Source organism: Winogradskyella sp. Asnod2-B02-A, from assembly GCF_045063645.1.
Lineage (GTDB): Bacteria > Bacteroidota > Bacteroidia > Flavobacteriales > Flavobacteriaceae > Winogradskyella.
This window is the reverse complement of sequence record NZ_JBEFOG010000027.1, coordinates 290,908-311,327: the sequence shown is the minus strand read 5'-3', so window position 1 is coordinate 311,327 and position 20,420 is coordinate 290,908. Positions and strand designations below refer to the sequence as shown.

Sequence of the window (20,420 nt, the reverse complement as noted above, 5' to 3'; positions counted from 1 at the left end):
CTTATTAGAGATTCCAAATATGGACATCAGTATAAAAAAATCAAAGCTTACAAGTCATCAAAATATTCAGATTACAGGATCTAAGAGTGAATCTAATCGTTTATTGTTATTGCAAGCACTATATCCGCAGATTAAAATTGAGAACGTTTCTAATTCAGACGATTCTGTGTTGATGCAAAAAGCTTTAAATTCTCAAGAAGAACTTATAGATATTCATCATGCTGGCACAGCAATGCGGTTTTTAACAGCTTATTTTTCGATTCAAAATAATAGAGAAGTTATAATTACAGGTTCTTCACGGATGAAAGAACGACCAATAAAAATTTTGGTCGATGCTTTAACCACTTTAGGAGCAGATATCACTTATTTAGAAAATGAAGGCTTTCCGCCTTTAAAAATAAAAGGAAGGCATCTTAAAAAAAGTAAGGTCTCATTAGAAGCTAATGTGAGTAGTCAATATATTTCTGCATTATTGCTTATTGCGTCACAATTAGAAAACGGATTAGAGCTCATATTAGAAGGAAAAATTACATCCGTTCCATATATTAAAATGACTTTAACATTGCTAAATAGTATTGGTGTTGAAACCAGTTTTATTAATAACACCATTACAGTAAAACCTAATGCAGTTGAGATTAAACCTCAAAAATTAACAGTTGAGTCTGATTGGTCTTCTGCGTCATATTTCTATAGCGTTATTGCTTTAAGTGATCTAGGCTCGGAAATAACGATTAATTCATACAACAAAAATAGCCTACAAGGTGATTCGATTTTGGCTTCAATTTATAAAAATTTTGGTGTTACAACGACTTTTTTAGAGCATTCGATTATACTTCAAAAAACTTCAATTACAAGTGATAAAAGTAGTGTGGAATTAGATTTAAGTAATGCTCCTGATATTGCACAAACAATCGCTGTAACAGCCTTTGGTTTAGGTTTAGAGAGTTATATGACAGGTTTGCATACGCTTAAAATAAAAGAAACAGATCGTTTAGTTGCTCTTAAAACAGAAATAGAAAAATTAGGAGGAGATGTAGTTATTACTGAAGCGTCTTTGCATTTAAAGCCTTCAAAGGGAATTAATGATAACATTTGTATTTCAACCTATAACGATCATAGAATGGCAATGGCTTTTGCTCCATTAGGTTTAAAAGTGCCAATTGTAATTAACAGCGCAGATGTGGTGAGTAAATCCTATCCACAGTTTTGGGAAGATTTTATAGCTATTGGTTTCAACTTAAAATAAAATATTGTAAATTAAATATGTTAGTGTTTATCTAATATCTAAAGTTATAATTTTCACTTAAAAACTTACGATATTAAAATAAACGCTTATTTACTTGACAACCCCTATCTTGAGATTGTATATTTGCAACTTCTTAAAAATAAAACAAACACATGAAATTATCACACTTTAGTTTTGACCTTCCAGATGAATTACTTGCCGAGCATCCTGCAGAACACAGAGATGAATCGAGGTTAATGGTTCTTAATAGAGCAAAACAAACTATTGAACATAAACAATTCAAGGATATCATCGATTATTTTGATGAAGGAGATGTGATGATTATGAATGACACTAAAGTGTTTCCTGCACGTTTATATGGTAATAAAGAAAAAACAGGAGCGCGTATTGAAGTTTTTTTATTGCGCGAATTAAACCAAGAACAACGCCTTTGGGATGTTTTGGTAGATCCAGCTAGGAAAATTAGAATAGGGAATAAGTTATATTTCGGTGATGACGAAACATTAGTTGCTGAGGTAATAGATAACACAACATCTAGAGGAAGAACTTTACGTTTCTTATATGATGGATCTTATGGAGATTTTAGAACAAAGTTAACTGAGCTTGGAGAAACACCATTACCAAAATATATTAATAGAGAAGTAGAGCCAGAAGATGAAGAGCGCTACCAAACTATTTATGCAAAAAATGAAGGAGCTGTAGCTGCACCAACTGCAGGTTTACACTTTTCTAAACATTTATTAAAACGTTTAGAGATTAAAGGTGTGAAAACAGCAGAAGTAACTTTACATGTTGGTTTGGGTACTTTTAATCCTGTTGAGGTAGAAGATTTATCTAAGCACAAAATGGATAGTGAAGAAATCATTATTACAAAAGCTGCTGCAGATATTGTAAATGAAGGAATTGAAAAGAAAAAACGTGTGTGCGCTGTTGGTACAACATCAATGCGTACTATTGAGAGTTCAGTGTCTTCTAACGGTAGATTAAATGAATTTGATGGTTGGACAAATAAGTTCATCTTTCCTCCTTACGAGTTTAGTATTGCAAATTGTATGATTACTAATTTTCATACACCAAAATCAACTTTATTAATGATGACGTCTGCATTTGCAGGTCATGATTTTATGAAAAAAGCATACGAAGAAGCTGTAAAAGAAAAGTATAAATTTTATTCTTATGGTGATGCGATGCTTATCATCTAATTAAGAATACAAGATTATAATTAAAAAGCCTCTTCATTGAGGCTTTTACTTTTTAAAGCATACACTAGATTTTAAGTACATTTGCAAAAGATGGAAACCAAAAAGAAAGATATACGCGCCTTAACCAAAGAACAGCTTAGAGAATTCTTTGTTAAACATGGAGATAAAGCCTTTAGAGGTAACCAGGTTTACGAATGGTTATGGCAAAAGTCTGCATATAGTTTTGAGGATATGACAAATGTATCTTTAGAAACTAGACAGATGCTAGAAGATAATTTTGTCATTAATCATATCAAAGTAGATCAGATGCAACGCAGCTCTGATGGCACTATAAAGAATGCAGTGCGATTACATGATGATTTAATTGTAGAATCGGTACTTATTCCAACTGCTACTAGAACAACAGCATGTGTCTCATCACAAGTAGGTTGTAGTCTCGATTGTAGATTTTGTGCAACGTCAAGACTAAAACGCATGCGAAATCTAAATCCAGACGAGATTTACGATCAAGTTGTAGCTATAGATAACGAAAGCAGATTATATCATAACAGACCATTAAGCAATATTGTGTTTATGGGTATGGGAGAGCCTTTAATGAACTATAATAACGTTCTTAAGGCTATTGATAAGATAACCTCGCCTGAAGGTTTAGGGATGTCGCCAAAACGTATTGTGGTTTCTACATCTGGAGTACCAAAAATGATAAAGAAAATGGCAGATGATAACGTAAAGTTTAAGTTGGCTGTGTCGTTACATTCTGCTATAGATGAAATTAGAACTTCTATAATGCCATTTAATGCCACATTTCCTTTAACTGATTTAAGGGAAGCGTTACAATATTGGTATGCAGCCACAAAGAACAGAATTACTTACGAGTATGTTGTTTGGGATGGCATAAACGATAAAAGAAAAGACGCTGAAGCTTTAGTTGAGTTTTGCAAATTCGCACCGAGTAAAGTTAATCTTATTGAGTATAATCCCATTGACGATGGTGAATTTCAACAAGCCAATACAAAAGCTATAGATATGTACGTATCTGTTTTAGAAGCTAATAATATTACAGTTACAGTAAGACGAAGTAGAGGTAAAGATATTGATGCAGCTTGTGGTCAGTTAGCTAATAAAAGCTAATAGTTAAAATGAAATCTTCACATTTAGACATAAAAAAAAGCGGCAATTGCCGCTTTTTTTTGTTTAATTAATACTGATTAATTCTTAATAAACTTTATAGTTTTAGAATTTCCATCAATATTTATTTTTGCTAAATAAACACCAGTGTTTAAAGCAGAAACATCAATAGATTCAGTAGTATTAGATAAAGAATTAGATATTACACGTTGACCTAGTAAAGAATAAACTTCTATACTTGTCATCTCCATATTTGAAGATTCTAAGTTAAGTGTTTGTGCATTCTTATTGTAGAAATGTGTAAAACGATTAGATTCAAATTCAGCAATACTTAGAGCTTCACTTGTTACACTGAAACCATCAACGAAAAGCGCATTTCCTGCGGTAGCTGTTGCAAGGAAACTAGATTTATCATGAATTCCAAAATAGAATTCACCAGTAGTTCCAGGCGTAAAAGTAACAGAACGTTCTACATAATCGATATTTACTAAATCATCTAGAGTTAATAGAATTGTATTTCCTAACCCATCATTAGTTGAAGAAACTGCTATTTCAAGATCTTTATTAGGTCTAGAAAGGCCAGCAGCAGCTAAAACTCGTTGAAAAAACGAAAAAGTATATTCGCTATCTGAAGCTAAATTAAAAGGGCCAACATATACCCATGCATCAGCGTCTTCTGCTGTACTTGTGTTATTTGAAAACATTGAAGCTAATCCATCGTATGCATAATCATTTGTGGTATCTCCGTCAAGAAGATCATCTACTGTATAGCTCCAAGCTCCAGTACCTGCAAAGCTAAGACCAAAATTTAATAATAATGCTTGGTTAGCGTCAGCCTCCAAATCTTCACTGTAAGGATAAGTACTTAAGTTAGAAGGGCTGGTTCCAGCTGTTACTTCTATGTAGTTAGAGTAATCTCCACCACCACAGTTTTTTCTAACAAAGATGCTATAAGAAACACCAGACATTAAACTAGTAAGTTGATAAGTATCTCCAGCAGTAACAGTAGCTGTAGATCCACCAGTACCTTGAATGTATGGATAAACTCCCCATTCTATATCATAATCACCAGAAGCATTCATTGAAATGTCAACAGTAGTTTGAGAGAAATCATCAAAAGTTATAGAAGGATCTACACAAGTAGGTGCAGAAACTACTATATTGTCAACAGCCCATCCCCAAGAGTAGTCTCCTACCCATCTAAATCTAACTTGAGCATTAGCAACACTACTTAATTCTGTAGAAACATCTATTTCTTCTAAACCAAAAGATGAATCATCTTGTGATGCACCTGTATAATAAGCAACTTGCACCCATGCTGTACCATTATAAACTTCTACATAGCCTTCGCCTCCATAACCTGCAGTAAAAAAATGATTAAAAGAAAGGATAACATTAGTAGCTCCAGAAACGTCAAAAGCAGGACTCTCTAATGCTACTTCTTCAGCAATAGCACCACCATAACCATCACTGTCAAGTATTGCGTAATTTCCAACTAAAAAAGCGTCATCATAATAAATAGTATTAGGTGAATTATACCCTACAGCATCGCCTCCAGTAGCAAAAGTCCATATTTCTCCTCCTGCAGCAATATCGTTATTTGTCCAACCAGCAGGTAATGTTAAGCCACTTTCAAAATCTTCAGACAATACAACTTGTCCAAACATTAGAGCAGAGCCAAACATTAATGTAAATAATAAAGTAATTTTTTTCATGTGTTTGTGTTTTATAAGATTAATTGCATAAAGTTACAAATATTTGCGAGCAGAAAAAGTTAAAATATTATAATTCTATTTTAAGAATATATAGCTGATAGAATTTGTAATTTTACATTTTTATGTCATAAATGAAGATTACCGAACAAATAAAACAACCAATTGCTTACGAAATGGATCTTTTTGAGCAAAAGTTTCAACTCTCCATGGCTAGTAAGGTTGCGTTGCTAAATCGTATTACGCATTATATAGTAAATAGAAAAGGCAAACAAATGCGACCAATGTTTGTTTTTTTGGTAGCTAAAATGATGAATAATGGAGAAGTAAGCGAACGCACTTACAGAGGAGCTTCGGTAATTGAGTTAATCCATACTGCAACTTTGGTTCATGATGATGTAGTAGATGATAGTAATCGCAGACGCGGCTTTTTCTCTATCAATGCACTTTGGAAAAATAAAATAGCAGTCTTAATAGGTGACTTTTTATTATCTAAAGGGCTTTTACTTTCTATAGATAATAATGATTTTGATTTATTAAAAATTATCTCGGTTGCTGTAAGAGAAATGAGTGAAGGGGAGTTGCTTCAAATTGAAAAAGCAAGACAGCTTGATATTACAGAAGATATTTATTATGAAATTATAAGACAAAAAACAGCAACGTTAATTGCAGCTTGTTGCAGTTTGGGTGCTGCTTCTGTAAAACCTAATTCTCCAGAGGTAGAAGCGATGAGAAAATTTGGTGAATTGATTGGTATGGCATTTCAAATTAAGGATGATCTATTTGATTATGGTCAAGAGGCAATTGGTAAACCTACAGGTATAGATATAAAAGAGCAAAAAATGACATTACCTTTAATATATGTATTAAATAATTGTTCTAAAAAAGAAAAGTCATGGCTTATTAATTCTATAAAGAATCATAACAAAGATAAAAAGCGTGTAAAAGAAGTTATCACTTTCGTTAAAAATAATGGAGGATTAGATTATGCGGTTTCTAAAATGAAAATATTTCAAGAAGAAGCTCTTAATTTATTAAAGAAATATCCCGAATCACCTTATAAATCTTCATTAATATTAATGGTGGATTATGTTATAGATAGAAAAAAATAGAGGTTAAAATAAGTCTAAGTTAAGAATGTTTTCATCGGTGGGTAAGTAGTCGTAACATCTCCAAAAAATGTCACCTCCACCATTATATTTCCAAACAATATCATTATTTGGTGTCACCTCCCAAAAACCGTAATCACCTTCGGCTATCAAGGTATTTCCATTTTGTAAACGTACAGCACCAGAAACTCTACCAAAATAAAAGTCTGGATTGGTAAAACTCCAAATTACAGTTGGTTCATTATTTGTATTTGGTAGTAAAGAAAAGTTCTCTGGTAGATCTAGTTCAAAAACAGTTGATTGACTCACATTATTGCCATTGCCATAGACTAACATGTTTCCTGCTCCAGGTTCATTGTCTTCTAGTAGATTTGGGAAGTGGTTGTTGTAAAACAAACGTTGTCCTTGAGTGTTTTTATACGCTTCAGGATTACCGAATCTATAAAGTAGGTTACCACCTTTGTTGTAATTCCCACCGAAATTTGTAGCTGCTTGGGTTATCGTTGTACTGTGATCTATCACCCAGACTTCATGATAATAATTCACACTCAAATAGATAACATCCTTGTTTGCATCGTAATCAATACCATTAGCGTGCATAATATCTCCATTATCAACAATGTCGTAATTAAAATCTATGAGTTGAGGGTTCTCACTCACATTACCAAAGTTAGGCAACGTGTTAAATTTGTCTTGTATAATATGGTCAAAGCTATGCCATTCCCATACGATTTGATTTGTAGTTGGATTAACTTCAACCAGAACTTCTGGAAAAATATCAGTTGTTATTGTATCCACACCTGCTAGAGCTGCCTCATCGCTACTAATTCTCTCCCATGCAATAAATAATACATTACCATTTGGTAGCATTTCTACATCATGATGAGCAATTTTATCATCAGATGCATAGTTGTATTCCCATTCTGTAGTTCCATCAGGATTTAAGATTTTTAATATGCCTCCATACCCACCAAAAGATATTTCTGGACTATTAGATTTAAAAATGCCTAATAACTTACCGTTCGGAAGAATTTCCAAATCATTACCTAAATTATCTTCAAATGTCCATTCATGCACTTTATAACCTTCTTTATTTAATAAATAAGATGTTGCACTGCCATTTTTAACAGCTAATACATATCCATTTTCTATAAGACTACCGTTATATATTTCTACATTATCTGATAAATTGATTGGTGTATTTGATTGGTCATCATCGTCATTACAACTAAGTAATACAAGCGTAATTCCAATTAAAAATATAAAATGTAAATATTTCATAGAGGTTTTATTGTAAAATTAAGAGTATTAATTATTAGAGCAAATTATTAAAACTATATTTAAATAGTTTTTTACTGAAAGCTAGTTTAGCTTTATTTTACTAATTATAATATGATTTTTTTTGCGTGTTTAATACACTGTAAATTAGTTATTTGTGATTTTTTTTAAATAATTTTAATTTTTGAAGCAACCTTTGTTCACAAACTAGCGTCTTTATAAATAGAAAGCAATCTAAGCGTATTTAGAACTTAAAACTAACCATGAAAGTTATACAACTTCATAAAAACGAATCGAAACTCATACAGCGCGCTGCTAAACAAAATCGTGAAGCACAACATGTATTGTATGAGTTGCATGCACCCAAAATGTTAAGTGTTTGTCGTTATTATATAAAAGATGTACATCAAGCCGAAGAAGTAATGTTGAATGGTTTTTTTAAAGTTTTTAAATACTTAAAATCATTTAAAAATGAAGGCAGTTTTGAAGGTTGGATAAGACGGATCATGGTAAGAGAAGCTATTTCTTATTTAAGACAGAAAAAGAATATAGAGTTTGCAGTAGAAGATGATTATTTAGAACATGATTCTTTTAATAACATCAATTCAAATATAGAAGTAGCAGAAATACAGCAAGTCATAGATAGTTTACCAGAAGGTTACCGAATGGTATTTGTAATGTATGCCATAGAAGGGTATAAACATCAAGAGATTGCTAAACTATTAAAGATTTCTGAAGGCACATCAAAATCGCAATTATTTAAAGCGCGACAAATGCTTCAGAAGAAAATTAAAGAATTAAATAACAACAGTTATGGCTCCAATTAAATTTGAAGAAAAAATAAAAGATAAGCTCGAAAAACGAAGCTTGTCTCCATCATCAGACGCTTGGTCAAAACTATCTGATCGACTAGATGAAGATGAAAAAAAATCTAAAAAGCCAATGTATTGGTGGTTGAGTATTGCAGCAGGTTTATTGATAATGGTAGCAGTATCGTTTCAGTTTTTTAATACTGACGAGTCCGAAAATGTGCTGCCTCAAATAGTTGAAGAACATGTAATAGAGGAACCTTTTAATAATAAAAAAAATGAAGATGTAAATTCTATTGATTTGGTTATTCAAGAGGATAGGGTAGAAGATCAATTAGAAGATAAAAATGAAACCTTACCTGTAATTAATAAATCAGAGATCATTAATTATAAAAAAAGCACTGAAAGAAAAACCAAGAAGCATATAAGACTTGCGGAACAAAATAATTTAAAAGACGTTGAAAATTTAATTAACAATAAAGAAGTCAATAACCAAGCAACAATAATTGAAGAAGCGTTAATTAATGAAACTTTAACAGTTGCAATTCAAGAATCAAAAAATGAACAGTCAAGTGTCAGTGATAGAGAAATAGATTCTTTATTAAAGGTGGCTAGTAAAGAACTTTTCAAAGAAAAATTAAATATAGAAACTACTAAAACAGTTGATGCAGGAAAGTTATTAGAAAGTGTGGAGGATGAAATGGGACAATCCTACAGAGGAAAAGTATTTGAAGCTTTAAAAGAAAGTTACAAAACTGTAAAAACGGCAGTTGTTAATCGTAATAACTAATGTCAAAATCAGTACAGAAAATGTATGTAAAACAAGAATCAAATTAATTAAACATCAATAAATCAAAAAACGAACAGTTATGAACACAATTACCAGATTATTAGTGTACTTGATATTAATTCTATCATTTGCCACAACACAAGGACAGACCAAAGAATTAGATTCAATTAAAGTGGCTAAAATGAATGACAAAATTAGTGACCTTGAGGAGGATAGAACTAAAATTGAAGAACAAGAGAAGTCAATTTTGAAATTAAAGATTTCCAAAATTAATAAACGTTTAGATAGTAAAGAAATTACAGCAGCAGAGGCTGAAAATCTTAAAAAAGAAGCGGCTAAAACAGCGGCACTTAACATAGAAAATCGTCGTGAAATAATAGACCAAAAAATTGCACTTTTACAGAGAAACGGTTATGATGCATACCAATATAAAAGAGTTGACGAAGGAAATCGATTGATTCTTAGAATTGGTGGTGATGAGAGTACAAGTGAGAGCTTTATTTACGTTGGAGACAGGGCAGATGATAAACCACGAAAGTATGATAGAAGAACGACCGAAGATATTGTCTTTGCTTTTGGGTTTAATAATGCATTAATCGATGGTCAGGATTTAGAAGATTCTCCATACAAGTTGGGTGGATCTGGATTTATTGAATTAGGTTATGCATGGAAAACAAGAATCTTTAAAAACACGAACTTTTGGAGATTAAAATACGGTTTCTCTATGCAATGGAATAAGTTAAAGATTAAAGACAATAATTACTTAGTTAATACAGATGGCAATATTTCTTTGCAAGAATATCCAATAGATGCGGATAAAATAAAATTTAGAACAACAAACTTAGTTATCCCTATGCATCTAGAATTCGGACCTTCTAAAAAGATTGAAAAGGAAGATTACTTTAGGTATTCAACATTCAAAAAATTAAAAGTCGGTTTAGGTGGATATGCAGGTTTAAATATTGGAAACATGCAAAAAATAAAATACAAAGAAGATGGAGAGCGCGAAAAAGATAAACAACGTGACCAATTAGAAGTTAGTGAGTTTATTTATGGATTAAGTGGCTATGTGGCTTTAGGAAATGTGGCTTTGTATGTGAAATACGATCTTAATCCATTGTTCAAAAATCAAGTAGTGGATCAAAATAATATATCTGTCGGATTACGATTTGATATGGACTAAATCAATCAATCAATTTTTGAGTGTTAAAAAGCCTAAGTCTAATTTTAGATTTAGGCTTTTTGTTTTTTAATTAGTAATTCAATAGAACTTCAATTTTAGCTTTCACTTTTTCAGTTGAAGGAATCATCGTTTGTTCTAAAGTTGAATTTAAAGGAATTGCTGGCATATTCTCACTACCAATAGTCATTACTGGCGCATCTAAATGTTTAAAGCATTCTTCTTGAATTTTTCCAGATAATGCTCTTGCAAAACTATTATTGCTAGGTTCTTCTGTTACAACTAAACATTTACCCGTTTTCTTCACAGATTTCATAATCGAGTCTTCATCTAAAGGGAATAATGTTCTCAAATCGATTACTTCAATTTGGTCTTGCATGCCTAATTCTTCTGAAGCATTCATTGCCCAATGTACTCCCATTCCATATGTTACAATGGTTAAAGTTTCTACATTTTCTTGTTTCCAAATTTCTTGTAACACCCAAGCTTTCCCAAAAGGTAATACATAATCTTCACTTGGCTCAACAGAGGTTGCTCCTTGTGTTCCTGGCACTTTAGACCAATACAAACCTTTGTGTTCTAAAATTACAACTGGATTAGGATCATAGTAAGCTGCCTTCATCAAGCCTTTTAAATCTGATCCATTACTTGGATAGGCAATTTTTATACCACGAATATTTGTAATTACACTTTCTACTGAAGAGGAATGGTAAGGTCCTCCACTTCCATAAGCACCAATCGGTACACGAAGAATCATGCTAACTGGCCATTTGCCGTTAGACAAATAGCAACTTCTACTGACTTCTGTAAATAACTGATTTAATCCAGGCCAAATATAATCAGCAAACTGAACCTCAACAATGGGTTTTAAGCCAACTGCAGACATACCAACTGTAGAACCTACAATAAAAGCCTCTTGTATTGGTGTGTTAAACACACGATCGTCTCCAAATTTTTGTGCTAACGTTGCTGCTTCTCTAAAAACACCACCAAGTCTTCCACCAACATCTTGACCGTAAAGCAAACATTCTTTATGCTTTTTCATTAATTCTTCTACTGCGAATAAAGCACAATCTACCATAACCACTTTTTCGGCACCTTCTGGTGAACGTGTTCCTTTTTCTTCGGTAATTGGTGTGGGTACAAAATCGTTTGTAAATAAATCTTCAGGTTTTGGATCTTCGGCTAATAACGCTCTTTCAAAATCTGATTGTACTTTCGCACTCGCTGAATTTTCTATGTCTTCAACTTCTTGTTCTGAAAATCCTGCATCTAATAATTGTTGTTTTAAAACAGGATAAGGATCACGAGAACGTGCTTCGTCTAAATCATCGCGATACCATTCCATTCTTACACCAGAAGTATGGTGATTTAATAACGGTACTTTTGCGTGTACTAAAAATGGTCTACGCTCTGTACGGATAGTTTCTATAACTTTTTCTAAGGCTTCGTAGCTTTCTGTAAAGTTGGCACCATCTATTGAGATCGCCTCTAAACCTTTAAATCCTGCGGCATATTCGAAAGCATTTTGCGCTCTCGTTTCTGCTGCATTTGCACTAATATCCCAACCGTTATCCTGTACTAAATATAAGATTGGCATTTGCTTTAAAGCTGCCATTTGAAACGCCTCTGCTATTTCTCCTTCGGTTACTGAGGCGTCTCCTAAACTACAAACAGTTATTGGTTTTAGAGCGTTCTCGACTGCGCTCGAACTGACAGGGTCAGATTCTAAACTATAATCGTCTAAACCTTGTAATTCTTTATACTGCATTCCCATGGCAACGCCTGTTGCTGGAATGGTTTGCATTCCCGTTGCAGAAGATTGGTGTGGAATTTTTGGCTTATCGTCGTCCTTTAAACTTGGATGTGAATAATAGGTTCTTCCACCAGAAAACGGATCGTCTTTTTTGGCTAATAATTGCAACATTAAATCGTAAGGTTCTAAACCAAATGATAATAGCATAGCATCGTCTCTATAGTACGGAAATGCATAATCTTGAGGTAATAGTTGCATTCCTAAAGCTATTTGAATGGCTTCATGTCCACGAGAAGTTGCGTGTACGTATTTTGAAACTTGTTTAAAATTAGCTTCGTATAATTCTGCCATGGCTTTTGCTGTGCAGAGTTTTGAAAATCCTTTTTTTAGTGTTTCTTTTTTCATATTCATTTCCCACGAAAGTGGGAATCTCATTAGTTATACAATTATATGTTATCGAGAACTTCTTGCTGAACTTCTCGATACAATTCCGATGAAAAAATCGGAATCACTAGAAGTGACTTTATTCATTGTCGGACGGTTACTTTAGCGTTAGGGATTGAGGCATTTGTTGAAGCTCTTTTTTGTTTTTTTCAAAAAAAGCGACTGCCGAAAGCCCGACCCTTGTGGTAACGCCCAAATTATTTTAAGCTAATTGGTTTTCAATTTTAACCATCCAATTAAATTTATCTTCTACTTTTCCCGTTTTGATAGCGTTTAGAGTATCGTTAACTTCTAAACCTACTGGACTTTTATCTGACACATGAATTATTGTTTCGCCCATTGCAATTTCTTGAATATAAGCAATACCAACGGCTGTTCCTGTTCCGAAGGCTTCTTCTAATGTACCGTCAATTGAAGCATCTCGGATTTCTTGAATGGTTATAGCGCGTTCTGTAACCTCGTAACCTTTATCTTTTAAAATATCCATAACGCTCATTCTGGTAATGCCATCTAGAATGGAACCATCGCGTTTTGGTGTGATGAATTTTCCGTTGACTTTAAAGAAAATATTCATGGTGCCAACTTCTTGGATATAGTTATGTTCTACTGCGTCTAACCACAATACTTGGTCGTACCCTTTGGCTTTTGCTAATTCTGTTGGACGAATGGCTGCTGCGTAATTTCCAGCAGCTTTAGCTTCTCCTGTTCCGCCTGAGGCTGCACGTATATATTTATTTTCTGCCCATAGTTTTATACGTTTAGTAAAAAATGGACCAGCTGGTGATGCCATGATTATAAACTTGTAATGTGTTGCTGCTCGCATACCAATAAAGGCTTCGTCGGCATACATGAATGGCCTTAAATAGAGTGCGCTTCCGTCCATTGGTGGAATCCAATTTTGTTCTATTGCAACTAGTTGTTTTAAGCCTTCTACAAATAAATCTTCTGGAAAATGAGGCATTCCCATTCGGTCTGCACTAAAATTTAACCGTTCTGCATTTTTTGATGGCCTGAAAAGCATTGGGTTTCCATTGGTATCTACAGTAGCTTTCATGCCTTCGAAAATGGCTTGTCCGTAATGCAAAGCCATCGCTGCTGGATGTGTAGGAATCATTCCCATGGGTTCTATTCTTGGGTTTTCCCAAACGCCATTGTTATAATCACAAATAAACATGTGGTCTGTGAATGTTGTGCCTAATGGTATGTTGTTGAAGTCTATATTTTTGACTTTGGATTCGGTTACTGTATTTATAGAAATGTTATTTTTCATAATCTTGGTCGTTCCTGCAAAAGCTGGAATCTATTTTAATTAAGTTGTTGTGGATTCCTGCCTGTGCAGGAATGACAGTGCTTTTATATTGTTCTATTTGTATCGAATTGCTCGAAATAATCTGCTACGCGTCGCACAAAGCTTCCTCCTAAAAAGCCATCGACGACTCTGTGGTCGAAGGATAGTGATAAATACATCATGCTTCTGATAGCTATTTCATCTCCATTTTCGGTTTCGATAACTTCTGGTCGTTTTTTTATAATTCCTAATGCCAAAATAGCGACTTCTGGTTGGTTAATTATTGGTGTTCCCATGACGCTACCAAAGGTTCCAACGTTTGAAATAGTGAATGTACTGCCTTTAATATCGTCGCCTGCTAATTTGTTCTCTCTTGCTTTTCCGGCTAATTCATTTACGTTAGCTGCAATGGTTTTTAAATCTTTAGTATCTGCGTTTTTTACTACAGGAACAATTAAATTTCCGCTTGGCAAAGCTGTTGCCATACCAATGTTTATATCTGCTTTAACGATGATGTTATTACCATCTACTGAGGCATTAATATTCGGAAAATCTTTAACAGCTTTTGCTACGGCTTCTACAAATAATGGTGTAAAGGTTAAACGTTCTCCATGTTTTTCTTGAAAAGCGACTTTGTTTGCATTTCGCCAGTTTACCATATTAGTTAAATCGGCTTCAACGTAAGCAGTAACATGTGGTGATGTGTGTTTTGAGTACACCATGTGATCCGCAATCATTTGGCGCATTCTGTCCATTTCGATGACTTTCCCTTTGCCTTTATCGAAGTTTAATTGCGGAATGCGATATGCTGTTGGGTCTTTTTCGGCTACTGGTTGTGCAAATTTGTAGGATCTGCCGTCTTCTATATATTGAAATACATCGCTTTTGCGTAATCTGCCTTCGTGGCCTGTTCCAGGAATTCGTGCCAATTCTTCAAAACTGATGTGATGTTCTTTTGCTATTGTAATGATTAATGGGGAAAAGAAGGTGTTTGTGTTTGATGTTGAAAATGAAGTTGAAGTTGATTGTACAGGTTTTGGTCTTTTTACTGTTGTTTTCTTTTTCTGAGAGTCTCCACTATCACTTTTAACAACAGTCTTCTTGTTTGAGGATTTTACTTCTTCTGAAACTTCAAGAATTGCCATAACTTCTCCAACAGGCACAACATCTTTTGCTTGAAACATGGTTTTTACTAGTGTTCCAGATGCTGGTGCTGGCACTTCGTTATCTACTTTATCTGTTGCTACTTCTAGTATAATATCTCCTTCTTCGAAAGAGTCTCCTTCAGAAATTAACCAATTAATAATGGTGCCTTCAGTTATACTTTCGCCCATTTTAGGCATCTTTAATTCGAAATTCTTCAAGTTATCGTAGTTTAGAAAAATAAGAATTAAAGATAATGCATATAGAATTATGCAATTGTTAAAATCTTTTAATTTACCATTGAAAAGGATATTATTCTTAAAATAAACACCATTACAGATTATTAGACTTTTAATCATTAAATTTACCGCTTTAAAGCAACTAATTTTCTCATGCCACATACACTCGATAAAATAGACACACAACTGTTAGCTATACTACAAAAGAATAGCAATCGAACAACAAAAAGTATAGCAGAAGAACTAGGTATGAGCACTTCACCAATATTTGAACGTATAAAAAAATTGGAAAAGGAAGGGTATATTGAAAAATATGTCGCTGTTTTAAACAATAAGAAAATAGGTTTAAAGCTGACTGTTTTTATAGGAATCACTTTGCAAGGTCATACGCGAAGTTATTTAGAAAAGTTTGTAAAGGAAATCAACAACTTTCCTGAAGTTGTAGAATGCCATCGCGTCAGTGGAAATTTTGACTATTTATTAAAACTAGTTGTAGAGGATATTGAAGCTTATGAAACGTTTATCATTTCAAAATTAACGCTTCTTCCATATTTAGGGAATGTACAAAGCTTGATTGCTTTGTCTACGAGTAAAGAAACTAATGAGATTGATTTGAGCAGGGTTTTGTAGAATAGCTCATTTGAGACTAAGAGTCCATGTGTTTTTAAATCTCGTTTGTTTTTCGAAAACACCCCTAAAGTCCCCTCAACGGGACAATCTTTACAATGTTACTTCTTAAACGTTTCCCGAAGTGTTTTATAAACATCTTCTTGCATTTTCATGTTTTCGGGCACTTCTCTTAATGGTTCAACTTCTCTTAAACTCTCATGGCAATCTGCTGGTAATTGTTGGTATAATTGTGTGCCTTTTGTTTTCCACGCAATCATTTCATCTGTGATTCCTCTAATTACTTTTCCAGGATTTCCAACCACTAAACTTCGATATGGAATTATTGTTTCTGCTTTTACAAACGACATGGCTCCAATGATACATTCGTCTCCAATTTCGGCATCATCCATGATTACGGTGTTCATTCCTATTAGGCAATTTCTACCCAAATTTGCACCATGAATTATCGCTCCATGTCCCACATGTGCACTTTCTTTTAGTGTGATGGACTTACCAGGAAACATATGCACAGTACAGTTCTCTTGGATATTTACACCATCTTCTAAAATGATTTGTCCCCAATCTCCACGAATAGCTGCTCCTGGACCAATGTAGCAGTTTTTACCGATAATAACATTACCAGTAACTGCTGCTAATGGATGTACGAAACTGGATTTGTGTACTACTGGTGTGTAACCTTTGAATGAATAAATAGCCATTTTTTTCTCGAGTTTGTCATTCAGAGCGAAGCGAAGAATCTCATCAATAGATTGCCACGTTTTTCGTTCTCGCAATTAAAGTTTTATTTAAATCCTTTTAATTTTTCTTTAGTGAACTCACTCAAAACTAGTTTTCCACTTGTTGCTGCACGTTCTGCTAATAAAGTATCCCAATGGTCTGTGCCTTGCCAGAATACTTTTTTCATTTCTAGCATCGCTTCTGTATTATAGGTACATAAATGCTCTGCTGTTGTTTTTACGGCTTCGTCTAATGCTTCTGTCGTGTCGAAAACATGGGTATATAATCCTTTTTGTTTTGCGAATTCTGGTGTGTAAAATGTATTTGCATCTATTGCAATTTGCGACATGGAGCTTAAGCCCATTTTACGCTCTATTGTTGGCCCAACTACAAAAGGTCCGATTCCTATATTTAACTCACTTAGTTTAATGGAAGCGAACTTTGTTGCCATACAATAATCGGTTGCTGCTGCTAAACCAACGCCTCCACCAACAGTTTTCCCTTGTATACGTCCAATAATAAATTTTGGACATTTACGCATCGCATTAATTACGTTTGCAAATCCAGCAAAAAACACTTTTCCTGTTGCGGCATCGTTGATATTTATTAACTCCTCGAAGCTTGCTCCTGCACAAAAGGTTCTATCTCCTCCACTTTTAAGAACTACAACTTTAATAGCCTCATTAGTTCCAACATCTGTTATGGTTTGCGCTAGTTTTGCTAAAATATTTCCTGGCAATGAATTATGTGCAGGATGGAAAAACTCAATGTATCCTACTTCGTTTTTAATTTCTAGTTTTACGTATGGTTCTGTCATCACGATAGTGTTCCCGTGAAAACGGGAATCTTATTATTTTAGTTCTACTTAGTTTTATTATACAAATCCAACCAATCTGAATTTTGTTCTTCTATCAATTCTATTTTCCAAGCTCTATTCCATTTCTTCATTTGCTTTTCTCTTAATTTAGCTTCTTCTTTTGTTTCAAACTCTTCTGAGTAAACAAGTTTATCTAAATTATACCTTGCAGAAAATGTAGTTGGCTGGACTTTATTTTTATGCTGATAAATTCTTTTCTTTAAATTTTTTGTCTCTCCAATATACAAAACACCATCCTTTTTATTTGTTATTATGTAGATGTAGTGTTTCATAGTTATTTGCTTTGAAAACTGGAATATTTCAACTTATTGCCTTTATTTACAAGACACCCGATTTCTCGGGTGCTTCGAGCAATTCAATTTGCTACAACAAATTGAATTGCTCGAAATGATGATTTAGATGTTTTCTTTCTAATAAATAAGATTCATATTTATTCAATTCTCCGAAAACTAAATTCTTTAATTTAGCCTCCGGATTTTCTTTAAAATACCCTAAATAGGTTTCTCTTTGTGCTTTAAACTTTTCTATTGCTGTTGTCAAATCAGGATGCTTTAATGTATCTAAAGTGTCTTTTTCTAACTGAGGAAATTGAGAGTTCTTTGGGAATTTATCATAATTCCATAAACTATTATGCACTTTCTCTAAAATCTTTTCTGGTGTTGCTATTTCAAAATCCTGAATTTCACCTGAAGCAATTTTATAAGTGTATTCTAAATGCTCAATCATATGCTGAGGTGTCATAATTCCCCATTTAGGTTTCGCATCTTCCTTTAATGCATAAAGACATTCGTTAATTTTATCATCAGTCATTTCAGTTAAAACTTCTTGTTTTTTCTGAACCATCGTTAAAACTGTTGCGAATGCTACTTTCTCATCCGTATTTGCGTCAAAGATTTCTGCATACCATTTTACAATTCCGCTAGGATGTTCTGCAGAAGCCACATCTCTATCCACTTTTTGCTTACAGGTTAATCGAACATAAATAGTATCGTTGTGATATAACGGACGTAAGAATCTGCATTCTTCTAATCCGTAATTTGCTGAAACTGGTCCTTTATTTGGGTATACAAATAAGCCTGCTGCAGCTGAAATAATGAAATACCCATGCGCCGTTCTCTTTTCGAAAATACTTCCATCTAAAGAGGTGATATCTGTGTGTGCGTAGAAATGATCCCAAGTCAGATTTGAAAAATTAATAATATCTGTATCTGTAAATGTACGGTTATGGGTTTTCATAGACATTCCTGGCTGGATGTCTTCCCAATGGTATTTAAATGGATGCTGTGGTGCTTCCTTATATTTTGCGTTTTGTTGGTAAATTCCTGTAATCTCAGTAATAGTGGTTGGCGAACCTTGGATTGCTGTACGTTGTAAATAATGTTTAATACCACGCATACCTCCCATTTCTTCACCTCCACCAGCACGTCCTGGACCGCCATGCACTAAATATGGTAATGGCGAACCATGACCTGTACTTTGCTTCGCACTTTCTCTATTTAAGACTAAAATTCTACCATGATGACTCGCTGCGTTTATCACATACTCTTTAGCTATTGTATCGTCATTGGTAGCAATAGAAGACACTAACGACCCTTTACCCATTTGCGCCAAAGTTATAGCTTCATCTAGGTTTTTGTACGGCATAATGGTACTTACTGGTCCGAAAGCTTCACGCTCGTGAATGACTGTATTTTGAAATGGATGATCTGCTCGTAATAAAATCGGACTAATAAATGCGCCTTTATTGGCATCTGCTCCAATGGTCTTAATTGCATCTAAATTACCATAAACAATTTGTGCTTCTTTTGACAAATCGTTTACCGAATCTCGAACCGCTTGTACTTGTTGGTGACTAACCAAAGAACCCATTCTCACCTCTTTCAATCTTGGGTCTCCAATAGTTACTTTATCTAGTTGTTTAGCTAATGCAATTTGCACATCGTCTACTAATTTCTCAGGAACAATGATGCGTCTAATCGCTGTACATTTTTGTCCAGCTTTAACCGTCATTTCCTTTCTAACTTCTTTAATAAACAAGTCGAATTCTGGTGTTCCAGGAACAGCATCTTCTCCTAAAATGGAAGCATTTAAAGAATCGGCTTCCATAGTAAAAGGTACAGATTCTTGAATTAATCTTGGATGCGCTTTTAATAATCGTCCGGTTTGTGCAGAACCTGTAAAGGTTACTACATCTTGAGACTCAACGGTGTCTAGAATATTTTTAACCGTTCCGTTTATGATTTGTAATGCGCCTTCTGGTAAAATACCTGAATCTATAATGGTTCTTGCAACTGCTTCGGCTAAATAGGAAGAAGAAGGTGCAGGTAATACCACAGCAGGAACTCCAGCCATCCAGTTTACCGCACATTTTTCTAACATGCCCCAAACCGGAAAGTTAAAAGCATTAATATGCACTGCAACTCCTTTTTTAGGTACCATAATATGATGCGCCATAAAGCGACCACCACGAGACAAATCGATAGCATCGCCTTCTACGTGATAAGGTTGATTAGGAAACAATTTACGTAATGATGCATTGGCAAACAGGTTACCAAAACCACCTTCAATATCTATCCAACTATCTACTTTAGTTGCTCCTGTTCTGTAACTTAAATCGTAAAAAGCATCTTTTCTTTTGGTAAGATATAATGCTAATTTTTTAAGCATGTTTCCACGCTCTTGGAAGGTCATTTTACGAAGTACTTCTCCTCCTTTTGTTCGTCCGTAGTTTAAAATTTCAGGAACATCTAATCCTTCTATTGCAACGCTAGTAAATGCTTCACCAGTTACTGCATCTAAGATTGGTGTTCCTTCTTCTTTACCTGTTGTCCATTGTCCTTGAACGTAATGTTGTATTTTATTCATATCAAAT

At 34.0% G+C, this 20,420-nt stretch carries 17 protein-coding genes; 8 read left to right on the top strand and 9 right to left on the bottom strand.

The annotated features are described in order from the left end of the window. Window positions 1-19: 19 nt before the first annotated feature. The 3 genes from ACJJVO_RS09505 (at window position 20) to rlmN (ending at window position 3,579) form a co-directional block, all read left to right on the top strand. A complete protein-coding gene (locus ACJJVO_RS09505; protein WP_405573289.1) occupies window positions 20-1,246 on the top strand; it encodes a 3-phosphoshikimate 1-carboxyvinyltransferase in 1,227 nt (408 codons plus the stop codon). Window positions 1,247-1,398: 152 nt separating this feature from the next. Further along, the gene (gene queA, locus ACJJVO_RS09500) at window positions 1,399-2,448 is read left to right on the top strand and encodes a tRNA preQ1(34) S-adenosylmethionine ribosyltransferase-isomerase QueA (protein ID WP_405573287.1); all 1,050 of its coding nucleotides are present in this window, start codon (window positions 1,399-1,401) and stop codon (window positions 2,446-2,448) included. Between the two features lie 90 nt (window positions 2,449-2,538). After that, window positions 2,539-3,579, top strand: coding sequence for a 23S rRNA (adenine(2503)-C(2))-methyltransferase RlmN (gene rlmN, locus ACJJVO_RS09495; protein ID WP_405573284.1), 1,041 nt, complete (start codon window positions 2,539-2,541; stop codon window positions 3,577-3,579). Between the two features lie 77 nt (window positions 3,580-3,656). On the opposite strand, the gene ACJJVO_RS09490 is transcribed toward rlmN, so the two are convergent. After that, window positions 3,657-5,291, bottom strand: a complete 1,635-nt coding sequence (locus tag ACJJVO_RS09490; protein ID WP_405573282.1) for a T9SS type A sorting domain-containing protein — start codon at window positions 5,289-5,291, stop codon at window positions 3,657-3,659. 131 nt (window positions 5,292-5,422) lie between these two features. Here ACJJVO_RS09490 and ACJJVO_RS09485 point away from each other — a divergent pair, with 131 nt between their 5' ends. Then, complete coding sequence (locus ACJJVO_RS09485) at window positions 5,423-6,400, top strand: polyprenyl synthetase family protein (RefSeq protein WP_405573279.1); 978 nt, start codon at window positions 5,423-5,425, stop codon at window positions 6,398-6,400. Between the two features lie 3 nt (window positions 6,401-6,403). Here ACJJVO_RS09485 and ACJJVO_RS09480 read toward each other — a convergent pair whose 3' ends face one another. Further along, window positions 6,404-7,678: an aryl-sulfate sulfotransferase gene (locus ACJJVO_RS09480; RefSeq protein ID WP_405573276.1), complete on the bottom strand. Its 1,275-nt coding sequence runs from the start codon at window positions 7,676-7,678 to the stop codon at window positions 6,404-6,406. A 260-nt stretch (window positions 7,679-7,938) separates the two neighbouring features. Here ACJJVO_RS09480 and ACJJVO_RS09475 point away from each other — a divergent pair, with 260 nt between their 5' ends. The 3 genes from ACJJVO_RS09475 to ACJJVO_RS09465 all read left to right on the top strand — a co-directional run bounded on the left by ACJJVO_RS09475 (window position 7,939) and on the right by ACJJVO_RS09465 (window position 10,457). Next, window positions 7,939-8,502 carry an RNA polymerase sigma factor gene (locus tag ACJJVO_RS09475; RefSeq protein WP_405573273.1) on the top strand — a complete coding sequence of 188 codons (564 nt, stop codon included), beginning with the start codon at window positions 7,939-7,941 and terminating at the stop codon, window positions 8,500-8,502. Then, window positions 8,489-9,274: a hypothetical protein gene (locus tag ACJJVO_RS09470; RefSeq protein WP_405573270.1), complete on the top strand. Its 786-nt coding sequence runs from the start codon at window positions 8,489-8,491 to the stop codon at window positions 9,272-9,274. Before ACJJVO_RS09475 ends, ACJJVO_RS09470 begins: the two co-directional genes overlap by 14 nt. A gap of 79 nt (window positions 9,275-9,353) precedes the next feature. Beyond that, complete coding sequence (locus tag ACJJVO_RS09465) at window positions 9,354-10,457, top strand: coiled-coil domain-containing protein (protein WP_405573269.1); 1,104 nt, start codon at window positions 9,354-9,356, stop codon at window positions 10,455-10,457. A gap of 70 nt (window positions 10,458-10,527) precedes the next feature. On the opposite strand, the gene ACJJVO_RS09460 is transcribed toward ACJJVO_RS09465, so the two are convergent. The 3 genes from ACJJVO_RS09460 to ACJJVO_RS09450 form a co-directional block, all read right to left on the bottom strand. Further along, entirely contained in the window at window positions 10,528-12,621 is a 2,094-nt protein-coding gene (locus tag ACJJVO_RS09460; protein ID WP_405576930.1) for a thiamine pyrophosphate-dependent enzyme, read from the bottom strand. 235 nt (window positions 12,622-12,856) lie between these two features. After that, a complete protein-coding gene (locus ACJJVO_RS09455) occupies window positions 12,857-13,924 on the bottom strand; it encodes a branched-chain amino acid aminotransferase (protein ID WP_405573267.1) in 1,068 nt (355 codons plus the stop codon). Between the two features lie 83 nt (window positions 13,925-14,007). Continuing rightward, window positions 14,008-15,276, bottom strand: a complete 1,269-nt coding sequence (locus ACJJVO_RS09450) for a dihydrolipoamide acetyltransferase family protein (RefSeq protein WP_405576928.1) — start codon at window positions 15,274-15,276, stop codon at window positions 14,008-14,010. A 201-nt stretch (window positions 15,277-15,477) separates the two neighbouring features. Here ACJJVO_RS09450 and ACJJVO_RS09445 point away from each other — a divergent pair, with 201 nt between their 5' ends. Then, complete coding sequence (locus ACJJVO_RS09445) at window positions 15,478-15,954, top strand: Lrp/AsnC family transcriptional regulator (protein WP_092470430.1); 477 nt, start codon at window positions 15,478-15,480, stop codon at window positions 15,952-15,954. 98 nt (window positions 15,955-16,052) lie between these two features. On the opposite strand, the gene ACJJVO_RS09440 is transcribed toward ACJJVO_RS09445, so the two are convergent. The 4 genes from ACJJVO_RS09440 to paaZ form a co-directional block, all read right to left on the bottom strand. Further along, window positions 16,053-16,652, bottom strand: a complete 600-nt coding sequence (locus tag ACJJVO_RS09440; protein WP_405576926.1) for a transferase hexapeptide repeat family protein — start codon at window positions 16,650-16,652, stop codon at window positions 16,053-16,055. Between the two features lie 83 nt (window positions 16,653-16,735). Further along, window positions 16,736-17,488 carry an enoyl-CoA hydratase/isomerase family protein gene (locus ACJJVO_RS09435; RefSeq protein ID WP_405573264.1) on the bottom strand — a complete coding sequence of 251 codons (753 nt, stop codon included), beginning with the start codon at window positions 17,486-17,488 and terminating at the stop codon, window positions 16,736-16,738. A 44-nt stretch (window positions 17,489-17,532) separates the two neighbouring features. Further along, window positions 17,533-17,820, bottom strand: coding sequence for a GIY-YIG nuclease family protein (locus ACJJVO_RS09430; protein WP_405573261.1), 288 nt, complete (start codon window positions 17,818-17,820; stop codon window positions 17,533-17,535). A 91-nt stretch (window positions 17,821-17,911) separates the two neighbouring features. Then, window positions 17,912-20,413, bottom strand: coding sequence for a phenylacetic acid degradation bifunctional protein PaaZ (paaZ, locus tag ACJJVO_RS09425; protein WP_405573259.1), 2,502 nt, complete (start codon window positions 20,411-20,413; stop codon window positions 17,912-17,914). Window positions 20,414-20,420: the final 7 nt, after the last annotated feature.